This is a genomic window from Duganella sp. Root336D2 (assembly GCF_001425005.1).
Lineage (GTDB): Bacteria > Pseudomonadota > Gammaproteobacteria > Burkholderiales > Burkholderiaceae_D > Rugamonas.
Map to the genome: position 1 here is coordinate 1 of NZ_LMDB01000016.1, position 20,669 is coordinate 20,669.

The 20,669-nt window shown below is 62.6% G+C and carries 15 protein-coding genes and 2 rRNA genes; 14 read left to right on the forward strand and 3 right to left on the reverse strand.

The features are described 5' to 3' along the window. The first annotated feature begins 159 nt into the window (after positions 1-159). The 4 genes from rrf (ASD07_RS15565) (at position 160) to rtcA (ASD07_RS15580) (ending at position 3,631) form a co-directional block, all read left to right on the forward strand. A 5S ribosomal RNA gene (gene rrf, locus ASD07_RS15565) occupies positions 160-272 on the forward strand. Positions 273-318: 46 nt separating this feature from the next. Then, a 5S ribosomal RNA gene (rrf, locus tag ASD07_RS15570) occupies positions 319-431 on the forward strand. 108 nt (positions 432-539) lie between these two features. Further along, positions 540-2,552, forward strand: coding sequence for an esterase-like activity of phytase family protein (locus ASD07_RS15575; protein ID WP_055932075.1), 2,013 nt, complete (start codon positions 540-542; stop codon positions 2,550-2,552). Between the two features lie 56 nt (positions 2,553-2,608). Then, positions 2,609-3,631 carry an RNA 3'-terminal phosphate cyclase gene (gene rtcA, locus ASD07_RS15580; protein ID WP_055932078.1) on the forward strand — a complete coding sequence of 341 codons (1,023 nt, stop codon included), beginning with the start codon at positions 2,609-2,611 and terminating at the stop codon, positions 3,629-3,631. Here the strand turns inward: rtcA (ASD07_RS15580) and rtcR are convergent. Then, complete coding sequence (gene rtcR / locus ASD07_RS15585; RefSeq protein WP_055932080.1) at positions 3,628-5,226, reverse strand: RNA repair transcriptional activator RtcR; 1,599 nt, start codon at positions 5,224-5,226, stop codon at positions 3,628-3,630. The two genes, rtcA (ASD07_RS15580) and rtcR, sit on opposite strands and share 4 nt — an antisense overlap. Positions 5,227-5,360: 134 nt before the next feature. Here rtcR and ASD07_RS15590 point away from each other — a divergent pair, with 134 nt between their 5' ends. The 10 genes from ASD07_RS15590 (at position 5,361) to ASD07_RS15635 (ending at position 18,483) form a co-directional block, all read left to right on the forward strand. After that, entirely contained in the window at positions 5,361-5,570 is a 210-nt protein-coding gene (locus tag ASD07_RS15590; RefSeq protein ID WP_055932083.1) for a hypothetical protein, read from the forward strand. Positions 5,571-5,592: 22 nt separating this feature from the next. Further along, positions 5,593-6,819 carry an RtcB family protein gene (locus ASD07_RS15595; protein ID WP_156398017.1) on the forward strand — a complete coding sequence of 409 codons (1,227 nt, stop codon included), beginning with the start codon at positions 5,593-5,595 and terminating at the stop codon, positions 6,817-6,819. A 20-nt stretch (positions 6,820-6,839) separates the two neighbouring features. Then, complete coding sequence (rtcA, locus tag ASD07_RS15600; RefSeq protein ID WP_055932088.1) at positions 6,840-7,859, forward strand: RNA 3'-terminal phosphate cyclase; 1,020 nt, start codon at positions 6,840-6,842, stop codon at positions 7,857-7,859. After that, on the forward strand, positions 7,852-8,415 hold the full coding sequence (locus ASD07_RS15605) for a zinc-ribbon domain containing protein (protein WP_055932091.1): 564 nt from the start codon (positions 7,852-7,854) through the stop codon (positions 8,413-8,415). The genes rtcA (ASD07_RS15600) and ASD07_RS15605 overlap by 8 nt, the downstream gene beginning before the upstream one ends. A gap of 66 nt (positions 8,416-8,481) precedes the next feature. Further along, positions 8,482-10,065, forward strand: a complete 1,584-nt coding sequence (locus ASD07_RS15610) for a DUF2138 family protein (RefSeq protein ID WP_055932094.1) — start codon at positions 8,482-8,484, stop codon at positions 10,063-10,065. After that, positions 10,062-10,724: a DUF1175 family protein gene (locus tag ASD07_RS15615; RefSeq protein ID WP_229207166.1), complete on the forward strand. Its 663-nt coding sequence runs from the start codon at positions 10,062-10,064 to the stop codon at positions 10,722-10,724. Before ASD07_RS15610 ends, ASD07_RS15615 begins: the two co-directional genes overlap by 4 nt. A gap of 17 nt (positions 10,725-10,741) precedes the next feature. Then, the gene (locus tag ASD07_RS15620) at positions 10,742-15,247 is read left to right on the forward strand and encodes an alpha-2-macroglobulin (protein ID WP_229207167.1); all 4,506 of its coding nucleotides are present in this window, start codon (positions 10,742-10,744) and stop codon (positions 15,245-15,247) included. Then, entirely contained in the window at positions 15,247-16,932 is a 1,686-nt protein-coding gene (locus ASD07_RS15625; protein WP_055932099.1) for a DUF2300 domain-containing protein, read from the forward strand. Before ASD07_RS15620 ends, ASD07_RS15625 begins: the two co-directional genes overlap by 1 nt. Before the next feature lie 29 nt (positions 16,933-16,961). Further along, entirely contained in the window at positions 16,962-17,726 is a 765-nt protein-coding gene (locus ASD07_RS15630) for a YfaP family protein (RefSeq protein WP_055932110.1), read from the forward strand. 4 nt (positions 17,727-17,730) lie between these two features. Continuing rightward, positions 17,731-18,483 carry a YfaP family protein gene (locus ASD07_RS15635; RefSeq protein WP_055932102.1) on the forward strand — a complete coding sequence of 251 codons (753 nt, stop codon included), beginning with the start codon at positions 17,731-17,733 and terminating at the stop codon, positions 18,481-18,483. On the opposite strand, the gene ASD07_RS15640 is transcribed toward ASD07_RS15635, so the two are convergent. Together ASD07_RS15640 and ASD07_RS31725 are read right to left on the reverse strand one after the other, a co-directional pair. After that, positions 18,480-20,510 carry a TonB-dependent receptor gene (locus tag ASD07_RS15640; protein WP_055932105.1) on the reverse strand — a complete coding sequence of 677 codons (2,031 nt, stop codon included), beginning with the start codon at positions 20,508-20,510 and terminating at the stop codon, positions 18,480-18,482. The genes ASD07_RS15635 and ASD07_RS15640 overlap by 4 nt on opposite strands. Next, the coding region (locus ASD07_RS31725; RefSeq protein ID WP_229207169.1) for a hypothetical protein at positions 20,488-20,669 on the reverse strand (182 nt) is incomplete at its 5' end. The genes ASD07_RS15640 and ASD07_RS31725, both read right to left, overlap by 23 nt.

Here is a 20,669-nt window from a genome sequence, read left to right on the forward strand (position 1 = left end):
GTGGAAGTGCAGTAATGCATTAAGCTAACTGATACTAATTGCCCGTACGGCTTGTCCCTATAACCTTGCCGGTTATACAGCACTTGCCTGTGTTTGAGATACCCAACTTTACTTCTTCCAGATTGCGCAGCGCGCAAGGCGCGCTGCACACAAGTCATGCTTGATGACCATAGCCAGTCGGTCCCACCCCTTCCCATCCCGAACAGGACCGTGAAACGACTTGGCGCCGATGATAGTGCTGCAACCAGTGTGAAAGTAGGTTATCGTCAAGCTAATAATTCCTGGTGACGCGCCATGCGCGAACCAAGTACCGGTCAGTCTGATGACCACAGCAAGTCAGTCCCACCCCTTCCCATCCCGAACAGGACCGTGAAATGACTCTGCGCCGATGATAGTGCTGCAACCAGTGTGAAAGTAGGTTATCGTCAGACTAAGTAATAAACCAAAAAGGCCCGCTAAACAGCGGGCCTTTTTGCTTTCTGTCATCGGTATGTCACTTCCGCTAGTTAAGCTGCGCCTTTTGAATTCCAGAGGCCAGCATGAAATCCCTGTCGCTCCTTCCATTAGCACTCGCCCTTGCCGCTTGCGGCGGCAACGGCAGCAGTGAACCCGAACCCGTCAAAACCTCCGTCAATGGCACCTTTGTCGATGCCGCTGTTGAAGGCGCGGACTATGTAGCCGGCACTGCAGCCAAGGCGGCTACTGGCGCCAAGGGCGAGTTCATTTGCAAGGAAGGCGACAACGTCAGCTTCAGCGTAGGCGGGATTGCCCTGGGCAGCGCCGCTTGCGCATCGATGATCACGCCGCTGCAACTGGCCGGCGTGACCGACGTGAAGGACGCCAAGGTGGTCAATCGCCTGCTGGCACTGCAACTGCTGGATGAAGACAATGATCCATCCAACGGCATCAAGATCACGGCGGAAGTGAAGGCCGCACTGGCCAGCAAGTTTGCCGATTTCGGTGCTGCTGCACCGGACTTCAACAAGGCCATGGCTGCCAACCTGGTTGCCGCCGGCACCGCGTATGCTGCGCGTGGCATCGATGATGATCGCCGCCAGTTGGTGCGCGAACACTTCGAAGATACGCTGGCCTCCAAAGTTGGTACGCCGGTGCAGGAATCGTTTACCCAGCCTGCTGCTTCCGTTACCGTGACCCGCTACCAGGTGCAGGCTGCGAGCAGCTTCTATATTCCATATGAAGGCAGTGATGCCAAGGTGAAGGCAGAGTTCCCGCAGGGTTTCCTGCCATCCTATGGTTCGGCGCTTGCCTTCAAGGGCGCGAATGCCAACGGCGACCTGGAATTCTATGGACTGACCGATCGTGGCCCGAACGGCGATGGTCCGAACGTGCCTAATCCAGGCGGCAGCGGAACCATGGGCGCCAAGATCTTCCCTGCGCCAAGCTTTACGCCATCGATCGGCATGATCACTGTCGGCAAGGGTGGCGCGGTGTTGAACACCTCATTGCCGATCAAGGTTTCTGCGACGACCAACAGCTCTGGCCTTGCCATTCCTGCTGGCACGCCGGGTAATTCCGCTGAAGTGCCGGTCTTTGATTCGATGAAGTACGACGCGGCAACGAAGGCGGTGTTCAGCGCGAATGGCCTGGATACCGAAGCCATCGCCTTCGACAAGAAGCGCAATGCGCTGTGGGTGTCCGATGAATATGGCCCCTTCATCGTCAAGATCGACGCGGCAAGTGGGGTGATCCAGTCGCGCTATGCGCCGGGCAGCGGCCTGCCTGCCATCTTTGCCAAGCGCCGCGCCAACCGCGGCATGGAAGGCATGGCCCTGGATACCGCAACCGACAAGCTGCATGGTTTCCTGCAAAGCCCACTGACCGATGGCAGCGCGCCGTATTCGGTAACCGGCAAGAGCGAACAGGTGGAGCGCTTTGCCCGCTTCACCCGCTGGATCGAGTTCGACCCGACGACCGGCAGCACCGGCCGCATGTTTGCCTACCCTTTGAATGGCGCCGAATATGCGGATGGCCGCACCGGCAACGCCAAGCTGGGTGACATGGTCGCACTGGGTAACGGCAAGTTCATCGTGATCGAGCAAGGAGCCGCGCCAGGCGGCAAGGTATTCAACAAGCTGATGCTGGTGGAAATCGGCAGCGCTACCGATATCAACGCCGCGGCATACAATCCGGCTACCTCCGACCTGGAAAAGAGCTCGATGGGCGCGGTGGCGGTGAATGGCGCCGACTGGTCCAAGGTGGTCACGCTGAAGAAAACCTTGCTGCTGGACCTGAACGCCATCGGCTGGCTGGCTGAAAAGGCGGAGGGCCTGACTATTGTCGACGGCAGCACGCTGGCTCTTGCGAATGACAATGACTTCGGCATGAAGACCAGAATCTTCACGCCGGCCGGTGAAGCGGTGGCCGATGCCGACGTCACCAAGTGCAATGTCGATGCAAACGGCACCATCATCACCAGCAGTGCAGCGGGCTGCAACGCGGCCAACACCATCCGCGTTGCGCGCGGCGACGACCGTGAGCGCCCAAGCCGCCTGTGGCTGATCAAGTTCTCGAAAGCACTGAATACCTATTGATGTTCGTGCGCCGCCTCCCTGCCGGCAGCAGCATAATGCCGGCAGGGAGGTGCGCGATGATTGAACTGGACGGTTCGACGGGCGAAGGCGGTGGGCAAATCCTGCGCACGTCGCTGACTTTGTCGATGATTACCGGACAGGCTTTCCGCATTCGTAATATCCGCGCCAACCGCCAGCCACCTGGCTTGCGGCGCCAGCACCTGTCGGCGGTACGCGCAGCAGCAATCGCCTGCGGCGCCACTGTCTCCCACGCTGAAGTCGGCTCGACTTCCCTGGAATTCGAACCCGGCAGAGTAAGCGGCGGCGTGTACGACTTCGATATCGGCACTGCCGGCAGCACGACCCTGGTGCTGCAAACCCTGATCCCCGCGTTGTTATTTGCCGAGCAGCCTGCCACCGTGACCGTGACTGGCGGCACGCATAATCCGAAGGCGCCTCCAGCCGAATTCCTGCAACGCGCTTATTGCCGCGTGCTGGCGGCCATGGGGGCGAACGTCGAAATCGATATCGAACGTTATGGCTTTTACCCAGCCGGCGGCGGTAGCGTCTCGGCCAATGTGTGGCCATGCAAGCAGTTGCGCCGGCTCGATTTGCTCGACCGGGGCGGCTTGCAGCAGGCTTCTGCGCAAGCCATCGCGGCGCGCTTGCCGGCGCAGGTGGCGCAGCGCCAATACGCAACCGTGCGCAACTTGCTGGGATGGGGCGGGGAGCAAATGCGCGAAGTCCTGGCGCCTGTTTCTGCCAGCCCCGGTAATGCGGTCCTGCTGACCGTTGAAAGTGAAACGGTAACGGAGCTGTTCTCCGCCATCGGTGACCGCGGCGTGCGGGCCGAGGCGGTAGCGCGTGAGGCGGCGCTCGAGGCACGCCGCTACCTGGCTTCCAGTGCTGCGGTGGGCGAACACCTGGGGGACCAGTTGATGTTGCCGATGGCACTGGCGGGCGGTGGTTCCTATACGCTGGACCATGTGTCGCAACATGCGGTCACCAATGCCGAAGTGATCACCCATTTCCTGCCGGTGACGATCAGTTTCGAGCAGAGTGAACGTTTCAACACCTGCCACCTGCGCGCCAAGCTCTAACAGACCTGTTCCCATTCCAGGCCAAAGCGGGCCAGGTATTTTTTCAAACGATCGGCGTCGTTCGGCTTTGCTTTGCCAAGGCGCGAAGCGGCGAACAGCTTGCGGCCGGCATCGGACATGGTCTTCGACTGGCGGCAAACAGCGATGACGGATTCGAGTTGCACGCGATCGAACAAATCGATCTGCTCCAGGGCTTCTTCGTCGAACAGGCCATCGAGCGTCACCGTGGTTTTTGCGCCTTCCACCAACGGGCGCCACTGGCGCTGCAGTCGCGCTACTTCCGCAGTGACGAGCGGCGCGGTAATGCGCCCGGCGTCGGCCAGCGTTGCCATGCGCGTCACGGAAGCCGACAGGTCGCGGAAGTTGCCGTTCCATAGCGCATCCGGCGAGGCCGCAAAGCGCATGTACTGCTGGCGTGCCTCGCTATTGAAGCGCACCATGGAACCGTTCTCCGCGCCGAACTGCGCCAGCAGGTAGTCCAGGTTCGGTTCGATGTCTTCCGGCCGCTCGCCCAGTCCAGGCAGCGAGTAGGTCCACAGGTTGATGCGGGCGAACAGGTCCTCGCGGAAGCGGCCGGCAGCGACTTCACGTGCCAGGTCGCGGTTGGTGCCGGCGATCAGCTGGAAATCGCTGCGTACTTCATGGTCGCCACCCATAGGCAGGAAGCGCTTTTCTTCGACTGCCTTGAGTAGCATGGCTTGCTCGTCCAGGCCCAATTCGCCGATCTCGTCGAGGAACAGCAAGCCTTTGTGCGCGGTACGCAGCAGGCCGGGACGGTCCGATGCGGCGCCTGTGAAAGCCCCCTTCACGTGGCCGAACAGGGTTGAGCCGGCGCCGTCGCCATGCAGCGTGGCGCAATTGATCTCGACGAAAGCGCCGTCAACCTGGTGGCGCGCCTTCTTCAACTCGTACACGCGCCGCGCCAGGAAGGATTTGCCGGCCCCGGTTGGCCCCATCAGCAGCATCGGTGCGCGCGAACGCGCTGCCACGTGCTCGATCTCGTCGATCAGGAGGTTGAAGTGCGGGTTGCGGGTCGCGATGCCGGACTTCAGGAATTCCACGCCCTCGCGCTGCGCATTGGAGAAGCGCTGCGCAATCTGGTCGTAGCGCGACAGGTCCAGATCAATCAGCGTGTACTCGCCCGTCTTGCCGGGAGCAACGCGGCGCGGTGGGGAAGTCTGCAGCAGGCGGCCGGGGAAGTAGCGCGCCTCCGTCATCAGGAACAGGCAAATCTGCGCGACGTGGGTACCGGTGGTGATGTGGACCCAGTATTCCTCGTTCTCGGTATCGAAGCGGTAATTGCGCGCGAAGTCGAAAAGCTGGCTGTAGACATCTTCGAAATCCCACCAGTCGCTGATCGGCAGCGTGTGGCGCTGCACCACCGTCTCGGGTGAAATGGTGTGCATGTCCTCCTCGACCTGCCGCGCCAGGCTGTCGTGATGAGCGCTGGCCAGCAGTTCGAACCGGTCGACCACCAGGTCTTCATGCTGCAGCAGCGAGATGCTCGGGCGCCATTTCTCCCATCGCGCCGGGGTGCGCGGTCCGCCGTCCAGTTGCGTGCCGAGGAAACCAAGGATGACTATCTTCTTTTTCATCGCGTATAAATATTTATCTTTTCAGATAATTTACCACATTCATTAATTTCCATGAATCTATATTTATCAATGACTTAGCAAGCTGGCACGCCCTTTGCAATGGTAGAGGTACGCAAAGACGAAAGGAGATCAAAATGGCGGAATCACAAATCAAGGCTTGGACCATCAGTGCCGGCGCAGTTGGCAAAAAAACCGTAAAACGCAGCTACGGCGGCGTGCACACGGCGATGAATATTTCCACCAGCCGCCGCCACACAACCGTCAGCTGGCATGCCGAGCCGCTCCCCGGCAAAGGCCGCACGGTATGGAATGGCGTGGTCTCCACCCTTGTCGGCGCAGATTAATCGTTAGAAGATGAGAGTTATGATGAAAGATAAAGAATTCGAAGTGATGGAAGTGTCGGGTGGTAGCCCGGTGAAGATGTGGACCAAGGGCGTGCCGGTTGAATCGGAAGCGCGCCAGCAATTGGCCAATACGGCCAAGATGCCCTTCATCTACAAGCATATTGCAGTGATGCCGGACGTCCACCTGGGTAAAGGTTCGACCATCGGTAGCGTGATCCCGACCCTGGGTGCGATTATCCCGGCGGCGGTCGGCGTGGATATCGGCTGCGGGATGATGGCCGCCAAGACCACGCTGAATGCGCGTGACCTGCCGGATAACCTGGGCCCACTGCGTAGCGCGATTGAAAAAGCGATCCCGCACGGCTTGACGCCGAAATTCCGCGGCCGCGACCGCGGTTCGTGGGAAAACCCGCCTTCGGCCGTGGATGTGGCATGGGGCCAGCTGAAGGATGAATTCGACGTGATCTGCCAGAAAACGCCGAAGCTGAAGAACACCAACAACTATCGCCACCTGGGTACCCTGGGTTCGGGTAACCACTTCGTTGAGGTGTGCCTGGATGAAGAAGGTTCGGTGTGGTTCATGCTGCACTCCGGCTCGCGCGGAGTGGGTAATGCCATCGGCTCCCACTTCATCGAACTGGCGCAGCAGGATATGCGCACCCATATCGCCAACCTGCCGGATAAAGACCTGGCCTACCTGGAAGAAGGTACCCAGCACTATGACGACTACGTTGAAGCGGTGGGCTGGGCGCAGAAATTCGCCCGCATGAACCGCGAGGTGATGATGCAGAACCTGATCGCGTCCGTGCGCACCGTCATCACCAAGCCGTTCCAGACGCACGTGGAAGCAGTGAACTGCCACCACAACTATGTGCAGAAAGAGCGCCACTTCGGTAAGGACGTGCTGGTGACCCGTAAGGGCGCGGTGTCGGCGCGTGAAGGCGAGCTGGGGATCATTCCGGGCTCGATGGGAGCCAAGAGCTTTATCGTGCGCGGTAAAGGCAACCCGGAGAGCTTCAATAGCTGCAGCCACGGCGCCGGCCGTACCATGAGCCGTAACGAGGCGAAGCGCCGCTTCTCGCTGGAAGACCAGGTGAAGGCGACCGAGGGCGTCGAGTGCCGCAAGGACGAAGGCGTGATCGACGAAATCCCGATGGCCTATAAGGACATCGAGGCGGTCATGAAGGCGCAGGAAGAGCTGGTTGAAGTTGTGCATACCCTGAAACAGGTGGTGTGCGTAAAAGGGTAAGAACAAGGATAAAAAGAAGAATGATTGAAATTGATGGATCCCAAGGGGAGGGCGGCGGCCAGGTGCTGCGCACTGCGCTGACGCTCTCGATGATTACCGGCCAGCCGTTCCGTATCTCGAACATCCGGGCCAATCGCTCGAAGCCGGGCTTGATGCGGCAGCACCTTGCTTCGGTCAAGGCGGCGGCCGAAATCTCCGGAGCGAAGGTTGAAGGCGATGCGCTGGGCTCGACCAGCCTGGCGTTCGCGCCGGGTGCGATCAAGGCTGGCGTGTATGAATTCCAGATCGGTACGGCAGGCAGCTCGACGCTGGTGCTGCAAACCGTGGTGCCGGCGCTGCTGTACGCACCGGGCGAGTCGGTAGTGCGCGTCAGCGGCGGCACTCATAATTCCAAGGCGCCGCCGGCGGAATTCCTGCAGCGCGCTTATGGCCGCGCCATGGCCGAGATGGGTGCGCAAGTTGAATTCGTGCTGGAGCGCGCGGGCTTTTATCCGGCGGGCGGCGGCGCGGTACGGGCCACCGTGAAGCCGCTGGCGACCTGGCGCCGATTGGCGCTGGAAGCACGCGGCGAACGGCGCGAAGCGTATGCGGAAAGCCTGGTCGCTGCCGTGCCGGGCGGCGTCGCCAAGCGCGAGCTCGATTGTGTGGCAAGCGCCATGGGCTGGTCCGGCGAGCAGTTGCGCTTCAGGACCCTGCCCGATAGCTGGGGCCCGGGCAACGCGCTGCTGATTACGCTGGACCACGAGCATGTGACGGAAGTCTTCGTCGCTTTCGGCGAAAAGGCCCGGCGCTCGGAGGAGGTGGCGCGCGACGCAGTGGCACAGGCTCGCCGCTTCATCGCATCGGGTGCTGCGGTCAGCGAGCATCTGGCGGACCAGTTGCTGGTCCCGATGGCGTTGGCCGGCGGCGGCAGCTTCACCATGGACGTGCTGTCGCAGCACACGCGCACCAACGCCGAAGTCATCGCGCGCTTCCTGCCGGTCTCGATCGCGTTCGAGAAGCGCGATACGTGCAGCCATTGCGAGGTAAAGCGTGGATGATCTGGTGCCGCATCCTCGTTATCGCGGGAAGCCGCCGCGTTCGCAACTCATACTCACAGAGCAGGAAGTGCGCGGGTCTTACTGGCGTTACGGTAGCGCACATATTTTTCCGCAGACAGCCCTTCGTGCCGACTTGAGTGTGCAGCGCTACGCGGTCTTTCCGCGTCCGTATTATGTGGACATGCTGAAAACCTGCGTCGAGTGTTCGCGTGCGTTCATATTCTATGCACGCGAGCAGCGAGACTGGTACGAAACGCGGGGATTCTTCATTGACGTCGATTGCGTGCGCTGTGTGGAGTGCCGTCGCAAGCAACGCGCGGACAAGCGCCATATGGAGCGCTACTCTGAGTTCCAGGCGCGCGACTCGCTGTCGCGCAAGGAAATGATGCACTTTGTGGATGACTGCATTTTCCTGTTCCAGCAGGGGAAACTGAAAAACCTGTCCCACCTGGGAAGGATCAAAAACGCAGCGTTGAAGCAGATACCCGAGTACGCGGGCACAAAAACGCTCCAGCTATTACTGCAATCCGCTCGCACGATTGGCGAAATTAGCTAGCTAATTTGGTTACTCCGTGGCAAAATTCGGCGTCGTTGTATTTAATATAACTTTGCTGGACCCGCCATGAACAAAAAGACTTTGGCCAAGATCGCCGCGGCAGTTGTTGTCGTTGCCGGCGGCGTTTTCGCCTACCGGGCTTTTGGCTGGGGCGCCATGAATGGCCCTGTCAACAGCCTGAAGATCGACCTGTCCAAGCCGGACGCGCTGGTCGTTACGACGAGCCTTTCCAGCCTGCCGCGTGATTTGCTGACCGTGCCGCTGGCGCGCGACGTGCTGCGCGAGGACTTCCTGTTTTATTACGAGCAGACCGAAGACCGCCTGGGCCTGAAGGGCAGCCTGCGCCGCATCGCCTACGAGCATGAACTGGGCTGGGGCGACCAGTTGATCCGCATGGTGCTGGACGAACCTGCGGAAGTGGCCATGTGGCGCGATGCCGATGGCTCGCTCAAACACTACGTGATCTCCGTTTCGCGCGGCAAGCTGGCGCGCGTGCTCGAGGAAGCGGGCAAAGTGGCGCTGAAGGATACGCAGCTTACCATCGCCGGCGAATTGCGCGTCGATGGCGACAAGGTGCCGGTGTATGCGTTGAACTATGCCTACCAGCGCAACCTGCTGTTCGCGGCGCACGGCGACCGCATGGTGATCCTGTCCAACCCGGGCATGCTGTATGGTTCCGATCGCAAGGTGAGCGACGATACGGCGCAAACCACCGTCGCCAAGCTGCTGGGCAAGGACGCCGCGCAGCAGAAGGTCTTCCACGACCAGTTCCACTTTGAGAAGGCGGCGCAGGATGGCCACAGCATCGCCATCAAGGCCGATTTCCTGTCCTTTGGCTACCAGCCGTTCTTCAGCGGCCTGGAGGCACTGCGCTTCGATTTCAGCAAGGGCGCCTGGCGCTCGCAGATGCTGCTCGACGCGGCAAAACTGCCAAAGGATGGCTATGACAGCAGTGCCCTGTGGAGCGCGCTGCCATACAACCCAAGCAGCTGCTTCGCGCTGCCGGTGGACTGGACCAGCCTGCAGCCGGTGCTGAAAAGCATCGGCGGCAAGACCAGCCAGCCGGTACTGCCGCTTGCGACCGAGCTGAGTGGCCCTGTCGCCGCTTGCTGGTACGGCAACTCCCGCCTGCACACGCCGGTATTCGTGGCTAACCGCGCCGGCGGCAATGAGGCGCTGTTCGAAAGCCTGTTCCAGACGGCGATCCGCGACGGCAAGAGCGTCCAGAAACAGCAAGGCAAGAAGGGCGAATTGCGTTGGAGTGGGGCGGTTTCCACCGCGCAGGGCGCTACCACGCCAACGCTGGCCATCAGCGGCAACACGGTGGTGTTTTCGGCGGACGGCAAGCTGGTTGACCAGGTGCTGGCCGTGAAGCGCAAGGAAATGCCCGCCGCTTCGGACTTGCTGCCGGACGCCAAACACACCGTTGGCATGATCGCTCCGGCCTCCCTGGCCAAGCTGATCGAAGTGGAGAGCTTCAACACCCTGCCTAGCCAGCGCGAGCCCGTGCTGCGAGGCGCGGTCGATGCTCACCTGGTGCCGCGCCTGCAAGCGCTGAAAAAATACCCGCCTTACCGCATGGTGCTGAAGTCCGTGCCGGCCAAGGGCATTGCGTGGCAGCCGCTGGAATGGCAGGCAACGGGCAAATGAAGCGCCGCAGTACGCTGCGCCTGCTGGCAGCTTGCGCCGCCGCCGTAGCGGCGCCGCAGGTGCTGGCGCTGACCAGCGCCAGGGATGCGCAGGTTCGCCTGTCGCAGGCACAGTCGCGCGCCTTCCAGGCGTGGATGCTGCGCATTATCAGCGCCCAGGTCGAACAAGGACCGTCGCCGCGCTGGCAGCATCGCGACTGCGCGGGCCTGGTGCGCTTTGCCGTCAACGAAGCCTTGTCAGCGCATGACGCCAGGTGGATGCGCGCCAACGGCATCGCCAGCGACCGCCGCCTGCCGCCTGAACTGGACCTGACGCCGCAGCAGGCGGCTTTGCGCAACCGCTGGCTGCAAGGCGAGGGCAAGGTAGGGGCTTTCGTCACGGCGCTGGCTCTGGTACAGCACAACAGCCGCTTTGTGGCGCGCGAGATCAGCCAGGCGCTCCCGGGCGACCTGCTGTTCTACGACCAGGGCGACGAACAACATTTGATGGTGTGGATGGGGGCGCATATCGCTTACCACACGGGCACCGTCACCCCAACAGATAACGGTCTTCGTACCGTCGATATTCAACAACTAACGACATGGAAGGACACGCGGTGGCAACCAGCGGTCAACAATCCCAACTTCGCCGGCGTATTCCGGCTGTCATTTCTGTCCTGAAGCTGTGCCTCGCAGGCTTGCTGGCGCTGACTGCGCTGGCAGGTGCGCAAGCACAGGAGGCACCGTCCAGCGGCTATACGCTGTTCAAGGGAGAGCCATTCTTCCTCCTGTCCGATGCCAGCTATGGCAGCACGGATGAAGCGCGCGTGCGCCTGGAGGTGCCGGGCCGCGACTTCGGGCGCTCGCAGCTGGAACAGTATTCCGGCGCCGACATCGTGGTTTACCGCGTGCCGCAGCCGCTGGAGTTCCTGAAGAAGCAGCGCAACCTGCACCGCGTGCAGGTCGACGGCAATTACCAGGGCGAGGGCCTGGCCAATGCCCTGAGCTTCCTGTGGGATAGCTGGTGGAAGCAGTCGCGCCTGGCATGGCGCAGCATCTTCTCGTCCGAGGCACGCCACGCCGTGACCACCAACCAGCCCAGGCTGGCGACGAACGGCGAAGCAATGAAGCGCGCCACCGTGTTTGCCAACAATCCCCAGTACAAGCCGATCAAGGGCTTCGAGATGGTGGACAGCTTCCGCTATCCAATCTGGCAGGCGAAGGCGATCGAGCCGCCGAAGGGCGTGAAGATGGACGGCTCCAGCAGCGAATTCATTGCAGGCAATAGCGGCAATGTGATGATCCCGGTCGGCAAGCGCAAGCCGGGCCTGTACCTGGTGGAAGCCATTATCGGCCAGCACCGCGCTACCACCCTGGTATTCGTCTCCGACACCATGGCGGTGACCAAGGTGTCGTCCGGCCAGATGCTGGTATGGGCCGCGCGCCGCGACAACAGCGCAGCCGTGGCGGATGCCGACGTGATGTGGACCGACGGCACCGGCGTGCTCCAATCCGGCAGGACCGCCAAGGATGGCGTGGTGTCGATGGAGCGCAGCAGCCCTGAGCACACCTATGTGATCGGCGAAGACCGCAGCGGCGGCGTGTTCGTGTCGGAAAACTTCTACTACGACAGCGAGATCTATAACACCAAGATGTATGCGGTGACCGATCGTCCGCTGTACCGTCCGGGCGACGAAGTGAACGTCAAGTTCCTCGGCCGCGAATTCAAATCGGCGCGCCTGTCTCAAGCGGCAGCTGCCGCGCCTATCGGCCTGACCGTGTTCGATCCGAACGGCACGCCGGTGCTGACGCAAACCCTGCAGCTGTCCCCGGAAACGGGTACGGAAGCCCGCTTCCGCCTGCCGGAGCAGGCTGCTGCCGGCGGCTATGAGCTGCGTTTCAGCTACAAGGACGGCCTGTACGGCGCGGCTTTCCGCGTGGCGGAATACGTCAAGCCGCACTTCGAAATCAATGTCCAGCCGGCCAAGCCGGAATTCAAGACCGGCGAAAAAGTCAGCGGCACCATTTCGCTGCGCTACCCGGACGGCAAGCCGGTCAAGAATGCCAAGCTGTCGCTGTCCCTGCGCGGCCAGCAGAACACCATGGTGGAAGGCGAGCTGCGTTACAGCGGCCTGTTCCCCGTGCAGTTGAAGTCCGAGGAGGCGGAAACCGACCGCAGCGGCGACTACGCTTTCACGCTGCCGCCAGCGACGGACCCGTCGCGCTACGTACTGACCGTGATGGCAACCGACGGCGCGGCTTACCGCGTCAAGGCCACGCGCGAGCTGATGATCGAACGCTCCATCAGCAGCTACCAGCTGAAGGCGGCGCGTTCCTTCTCCGAACCAGGCCAGCAGGTGCACTTCGACCTGGTGGCCGATGGCCAGGGGGCCGCACGCCCGGTGCGCTGGGAGATGGTGCAGCTCGAAAAGCAGGAAAAGACCGAAGGCAAATTCGATCCGGCCGCCAAGGGCTGGGATGTGAACTTCGCCAAGGCGGGCTCCTACCAGCTTTCGCTGCGCGATGAGCGCGGCAACCTGCTGGCAGGCGCCAGCCATTGGGTCAGCGGCGAAGGCTTGCAGGCCGCGCCGGGCAGCATCGAGATCGTGATGGACAAGGCGCGCTATCGCCCAGGTGAGACCGCCGAAGCGCTGGTGACCTTCTCCGACCCTATCGACCAGGCCTTGCTGACCATGGAGCGCGACAAGGTCGAGCAGTATGGCCTGATGAGTGGCGGCGCAGACTGGTACCAGGCCAAGCGCGTGGCGAAGAACCAGTGGCGCGTGCGCATTCCTGTGAAGGAGGAGCACGGCCCGAACATGACCTTCTCCGTGGCCTACACGCGCAACGGCGACTTCGTGTTCCAGAACGCCGGCCTGCAGGTGATCGAACCGCGCATTGCGCTGAGCTTCAAGACCGACAAGGAGGTTTACCAGCCGGGCGAAAAGGTCACGCTGGACGTGACGGCGCAGCTCGATGGCAAGCCGCTGTCCACCCTGGTGGCGCTGGGCGTGGTGGATGAAATGATCTACGTCCTGCAGCCGGAAATCGCACCCGATATTTCGGACTTCTTCTATCATCCGCGCCGCAACAATGTACGCACCACGGCCAGCCTGTCCTTCATCAGCTACGACATGGCGCAGGGCCGCCAACAGAACGTGCCGGGGCGCCATAACTACAACGAGCGTGGCGTGAAAGTGCTGGAACGCCCGCGCCGCGACAACGTCGATACCGCCTTCTGGGCGCCCTCGTTGAAGACCGACGCCGACGGCAAGGCGCGCGTTACCTTCACCATGCCGGATGCCCTGACCCGCTGGCGCATCACCGGCCGCGCGATGGATGCGCAGGGCCGCGTTGGCCAGCGCACCGGCTACCTGCGCTCCGACAAGTCCTTCTACTCCAAGTGGACCGCACCGGACTGGCTGCGCACCGGCGATGCGCCGCGCGCATCCGTCGCCATCTTCAACCAGACCAGCGAGACGAAGCCGCTGGAAGTGACGCTCTCCGGTGGTCCGCAACCCAAGGTGGAGAAGCTCTCTGCCAAGCCTGGCGTGAATTACGTTGAGTTCCCGGTTGCAGTCGGTAGCGCACCGCTGCGCCTGGAAGTGAAGCAGGACGGCAAACTGGTGGATGCGCTCGACACCAAGGTGCAGGAGCAGCCTGCCGCCTGGAGCAGCCCGCGCAGCATGAGCGTGACGCTGGCCGGCACCGACAACGCGTTGAAACTGCCGGCCGATGCACGCAATATCCGCGTCTCGTTCGCGCAAGGCGCTGCAAGCCACTTTGCCCGCATTGCCGATGACCTGATCGAGTACCCATACGGCTGCGTGGAACAGACGGCCAGCCGCCTGATCCCGCTGACCATGGCAGCGCAAAGCATGCCAGCGGACGCCGGCCCAGTACGCGAGCGCCTGATGGCGATCATGCAGGCGCAGCGCCTGCGCCTGGTCTCGATGGCCGGCCCGAATGCGATCTTCAGCTGGTGGGGCCCGGCAACGCAGGGCGATGCACTGATGACGTCCTACGCCTACTACGCCGACTGGTATGCTTCGCGCGCCCTGCGCCTGGAGCTGCCGGGCGAGCACTGGAACAACCTGGTCAGCGTCTATACCGAGCATGGCAAGAATAATGGCCCGCTGGAGCGCGCCATGAGCTTGTGGATGATGCATGAAATGGGCTTGCCAACGAAGACGCTGGCGGAAAGCCTGGTTGCCGATAGCGCCAACCTGGACGTCGGCTCCGCACCGCGCAAGCAAGGCGTCACCAGCAGCGTCCTGCTGGCGGATGGCCAGGACAGCGTGACGCGCGCCATGGCGGTCGGCCTGGCATCGGTTGTCGCAGCGCAGAACGGCATCGCCTTGCCGCCGGCCTTGCAGCAGCAGTTGCCGCAGGCATGGGCCGCACTGCACGCCTCGCCGGCGCCGGTAGCGCAGGCCCTGCTGATGCTGGCCGGCGAACTGCCTGCCGCGCAAGCTGACGCCGTGCTGTCGTCCGTGCGTGCCGACATGCCGACCATGGACCGGGCACTGACCCTGGTCTGGGTGCAGAAGAAACTGGGCGGCTCGCCTGCCGCAAGGCCGCCTGTCGCCGCCGTAGAAGGCGCATGGCAGCAACTGGATAGCCGCAGCGGCCAGCCGGTATGGCGCTGGACCGACGCCAAGGCGCTGCCGGAGCAACTGAAGCTGGCGCAAGCCGCGCCGGCCGTTACCGTCGCCATCGTGCAATACGACAGCCGCGCCGTCGAACAGCACGCGCTGGACGTCGGCATCGAGCGCCGTATCCTGCGCATGAAGGCCGGCTCCAAGGGCTACACCATGGAACTGGTCAAGCCGGGCGAAGCATTGCGCACGGACGAACTGTACATGGACGAAATCAAGCTCAAGGCAGGCAGCGCTTCGCATCGTTTCGGCCTGCTGGAAGTGGCCCTGCCGCCGGGCGCAATGGTTGAATCGACCACCTGGGGCATGAAGCTGGCGGGCGACGAGCCGGTGCAGCTGGAGCGCGCGCGCCACGTCGAGCGCCGCGACGGCTATGCCGTGCCGATCGAGCCGCTGAGCGGCGAGGTCGTCGTGCGCCACCTGCTGCGCTTCGGCCAGAAAGGCAGCTACACCTTGCCGCCAACGCGCTTCCACCGCATGTACCAGCCGGAGCAAAAAGCCTTCGAGGGCGGCGGCAAGACCACGCGTACGCTGAAAGTCGAGTAATGCTGCAACGCCTGCTGCCCGCCTTGTTGTTGGCCGCCGCCGCGCCTGTCGCGGCGGCGGCCTCGCTCGACCTGGCGTGGTGGCGTGACGGCAAGGTACAGGCAGTGCAACTGCAGCAACGCAGCGCATCGGCGCTGCAGCCGATGGTCGCCAGCTCGGAGATCCCGCTTGGCAGCCTGTGGAAGCTGTTTGTCTACGTCTACGCGGTGGACAGCAAGCTTGCTACGCCGGACTACAATTGCGGCGGCCGCAAGCAGGAGGAAGTGTATTGCTGCGACGCCGGCGGCAGCGTAAGCCGCGATGCCGCGCTGGCGCAGTCCTGCGGCCTGTTCTTCGCGCCGGAGCGCCTGGGCATTGCGCAGAAACCGTGGCAGGAATACTGGAAGCGCCGCCTTGGCAGCATACCTGCCGGCGAATTCGCCTGGCTGGCCGATCCCGCGCGGCTGGAGCCGGCGCGGTTGGTCACGCTCGGCAGCCTGCTGCGCGTTTTGGCCAGCATTCCGGCTGCCAGCCGTACCGAAGCCGAGGCGGCCTTGCTGCGCGTGGTGCTGGATGGCCGCGGCGCGGGCAGTGTACGCTGGTTCGGCAGCCAACTGCGCGTGAAAACCTATTCCTGGCACCATCCCAAGAACGAGGATGCAAGGCTGGGCGGCGCGGCGGGCTGGCTGGCCGACGGCACTCCAGTATGGTTCGGCGGCAGCGACAGCAGCACCGGCATCTTCCAGAAATGGGCACCGCAAATCGCCGCAGCGCTGCCGCCGGTGCAGCCGGCGGAAGACAGCGGCTGCGTAGTGGTCGATTATTTCACCCGCTACCCGGTGCGTGCCGTGCGTACGGCGAACGGCCTGGCTGGGCCGGGTGCGCTGAGCGGCCGCTACGTGGTGCAGTTCGAGAACGGCAAGAGCCTGCCGATCCGCAGCAGCGGTGAGCTGTCGCTTGCCGCCGCGGCAAACGGCAAGCTGCAGGTTCGCGGCCGCATGGGCGTGAACGAATATGTGGCGCGCGTGATCGACCGTGAAGCAAGCACCACTGAGATGGAGGCCGCGCGTGCCTTCGCCGTCGCCGCCCGCAGCTACCTGCAGCAGAACGCGCGCCGTGCGGAGTCCTGCCAGTTCATTACGGACAGCAGCGCCACACAGCGCGTCAGCCCCAATCCGGCCAGCGCCGCCGCCCTGGAGGTTGCACGCTGGACCGACCAGCTGGTGCTGGACGGCGCACAAGTGCGCTACCACAGCAGCAAAGCCGGAGCCAACGTCCTGGCCTGGAGCGATGCCCAGGCACAGGCGCGCGCCGGCAGGAGTTTTGATGACATCCTGGCGGCGGCCTATCCCGGCACCACCCTCGCCATTGCAGGCAACACCGGCACCGCTTGTGCGCGGCTGGCAAAGAATGAGCAATGGCTGGCCTATGCATTGCCGCGCTGGGAGCGCATGCTGCGCCGCGAAGACGGTTATGAGGCGCCGGCGCAAATGCCTGTCGTTTGCGCCTTGAGCGCCGGTTCGCCATATTCCGAGCAGTCGCGCAACCGCATTTTCATGCGGCCGCTAAGCGCGCGCGAAGACCGTATCACGCTGGCGCATGAATACCTGCACATCGGCCTGCGCCGCCACCCGCGCGGGCAGGATGAAGATTATGTGGAGCGCCTGGCGCGCCGCCTGAACGACCTCTCCCTGGAGGCTATGTGAAAACACGCATCCAATATATTGCCGCACTGATGCTGGCGCTGGCCGCCGCGCCGCTGCTGGCGCAGGACAAGACCATGACCGGGCCGGTCGGCGGCTGGAACCGGGCCGGCATGACCGACAAGTCCGGCGAGCTCGCCGTCAGCTACCCGTATTCGCTGATCGACCGCGGCGCCCAGAAGAACCGCACCATGATCCGCGGCCAGCTGGAAAAAATCAGCACCAAGCGGCCCTTCCATCAACTGATCGTGAACGGCAACCCGACACCGTTGTACACCGACCAGGAGGGCCGTTATGCACGCGGCTATGCCTTCGGCTCCGGTTCCAACAGCGTGGAAATCCGTTCGCCGGACGGCAAATCGCTGAAGCGCATGCAGTTCTACGAAACGGACGCCGGCCGGCCGCAGCCGCGGCTGCGCATCATTGGCGCCTGGGACGACAACCAGGCCGAGATCGACCTGCACATCATCACGCCTGACGGCCAGCACGCCTTCTTTGCCAATCCGTTCCTGTCCAATGGCGGCGGGCTGGATGCGGATAGCGTAGACGGCCCCGGGCCGGAGATGTTCACCATGACTTCGCCGCTGCACGGCACCTACCAGGTGTGGGTGAACTATTGGGGCAATTTCGGCGACTCGGGCTATCACTTTGACGAAGCGACGCGCCAGCGCCCCATCATCACTACCCGCATCACCCTGGTCTTCAACGAAAACACGCCCAGCGAAAAGCGGCAGGACTTCGTTGTCCCACTGCGCAAGATCGGCGACCTGACCCTTGTTAAATCCTTTGTATATTGAACACATGAAGAAACTCTGCCTCCCGCTATTGCTGTTGCCCGCATGCGCCATGGCGCAAGTGAGCATTGAGTCGCCAAAAAGCGGCTGGCGCCATTCGGGCGGCAGCGAGGAGCAGTACAGCCAGACTGTGAATTACCCGGCATCCGTCGTGAACATGCAGCCGGGGCAGGCCGAAACGGCGCAGATCCGCGGCAAGATCGCGGGCGCAGGCCGGAACAAGCCGGCCAAGCTGATCGTCAACGGCGTGGCCATGCCGCTTGAATTGCAGGAAGACGGCAGCTTTGCGCGCCCATACATCTTCGGTCCCGGCTCGAACGGCGTCGAAGTGCGTTCAGCGGACGGCAAGAGCCGTGCGCGCAGCCAGTTCTACGACAGCTACAGCGGCAAGACCAAGTCGCGCCTGCGCGTTGTGCTGTCATGGGACAGTCCGGGCACCGATGTCGACCTGCACGTGATAACGCCCAATGGCGGCCACTCCTGGTTCGGCCAGCGCATGCTGCCCGACGGCAGCGGACTGGATGTCGACGTAACCGGCGGCTATGGCCCGGAAATCTATTCCAGCCCGGCGCCGGCCAAGGGTAATTACCATGTCTACGTCAACTACTACGGCGGCAATTCCGAGAAGCAGGTGATTACCGTTGCCACCGTCTCTGTCATCACCAACGAGAATACGCCAAGCGAGAAGCAGCAAACCTTCATGGTACCCCTGCGTGCCCCGGGCGAGCTGACCCTGGTGAAATCCTTCGTCTATCCCTAAAACTGGTAGCGGGCGGAGACGCCTGCGACCCAGTTTCGGCCTGGCGCTCCCTCGTAGTAGCGTTTGTTGGCATCGCCAACGATGACGGATCCGACATACTGTTTGCCGGCCAGGTTATTCAGGCGAACGTATTCACTGACGCGCCATTCTGCTCCAGCCTGTACCGCGGTCAGGCGAAGATTCAGCAGGCCGTAGCCTGGAGCGGCCCGCTCGGTATTGCTGTCTTCCGCATAAACCTTGGCACTGGCCACGCCTTCCAGCGCTGCGCCCCAGCGGCCACCGCTTTCCCGCCAAGCCAGTTCGCCGAAACCGTAGGCACGCGCCACGCCGGGCAGGTGCGCGCCATTCTCGTAGGTGGCGCGCAGTGATGTCAGGGCAATACGCGAGCTGAATCCTGCGCCCCATGCGGTGTCGAAAGACATTTCCACGCCTTTTCGGACGGTACGAGCCGCATTGCGGTAGCTGGTACGTCCCCCGACCGAGGAGTCCACTATCAGCTCGTCGCTGGTACGAATTTCGAAGAGGGCGGCATCGATCCTGGCGCCTGGCGCCAGGATGGCCTTGGCACCACCTTCGACGTGCTTGCTGCGCGCGGGCCGGAGGTTGAAATTAAACCCGGCACCGCCGCCGGAATAAAATAGCTCGTTCAGCGTCGGTGCCTCGAAGCCGCGTGCGGCACTGACGTAGAAGTTCAGTGACGGCGTTGCGTGGTAAAGCACCGCCGCTAACGGCGTGACCTGGCTGAAGCGCAGTTTGCCGCTGTCGTCGCCATTGCTGGTGAAGCGATCCGTCACCGAGACGCTGATTCGGCTGCGGCGCAAGCCGGCTGTTACTTGCCAGCGCTCTTCCTGCCATTCCGCCTGGGCATAGGGGTCGACATTGGACACTGAGTCGTCTTCGTCGCGGCGCAGCCGGCCCTTCACGCCCAGTGTGGTTCCCGAAAAATTCTCGTACCCTTTGCGGTCGTCCGTCGCGGCCCCATATTCAACGCCCGCTGAAGTTGTGAGCATGCCATTGGCGAGCCGCAGCACGCTCTGCCAGCGTACCTCTCCGCCGTGAAAGTCGCGATCGAAGTCGACAACGCCACCAGAGTGCGTCGCCGGAGCCTGGAAGCCCCGCGAGAAAGATTGGTACTGTACTACTCGGCGGTTTCCTGTATAGGCGGCGAGCAGCAGCCTGGCGTCGCCGATCGGTTGTTCCCAGGTGATCCCCGCCTGCTGGTGGTTGATGCTTTTACGCGTGTCGTAGCGCTCGGCCAGCGTACGCTTGGGCGCTAAGGTGTCGGTGGCATCGGTCTCACCCGCGCGTGGATCGAGCTGCCAGGTCGCCCAAGTCACGCCCAGCGGGTCCTGCGTGGCCTTCTGGCGCAGGCCAGTCGCGACCAGCGTCAGCTTTCCGCCGCCGCCGACATGCATGTTCAACTTTGCGTGTGCTTGCTCACGCGTAGCGGCACTATGATTGCGAAAGCCGTCAGTTTGAAAGCGCGAGGCATCGAGTGCGTAGCCGACGCCATCGGCCTTGCCCTGAGCAGACATGTCTATCTTTTGAAGACCGTCGCTGCCGGCGCTGGAGCTGGTTTCCAGCGTCGGGCGCCCTTTGCCTTCGCGTGTGAATAACTGTATTACACCGCCGGAATGGTTACCATACAGGGCCGAGAATGGGCCGCGCAGTACTTCAATGCGTTCTGCCATATCCAGGTTGAAGGTCGCTGCCTGTCCTTGTCCATCCGGCATGCTGGCCGGGATTCCATCCGCAATAAGGCGCACACCGCGAACGCCGAAAGCGGAGCGCGCGCCGAAGCCGCGAGAAGAGATCTGCAAATCCTGCGCATAATTCTGCCGATTCTGGACCACCAGGCCCGGCACAGCGGCCAGGGCTTCGGAGGCGTTGACCCGTGGTTGGCCTTCATGAATGCGGCCGGCCCCCAGTACATCGATTGCGGCGGGAACGTCGAAGCTCGCGCGTTCCGAACGCGTGGCACTCACAACGACGATTGGCAATTGCTCAGGTATTTGAATGTAAGGCATGGGAGAAACTATACATCTCCCCTTGCAGAGGTGAATTTCGTTTGCTATAGTTCTGTCCCTCGCAACGCAACACTGTTAAAACAGTAAGCGAAACGAGAAAAAGAAGGGGTTGACGAGTTGCACGCTGTACCGCATAATCTCGCTTCTCTGCTGCTGACG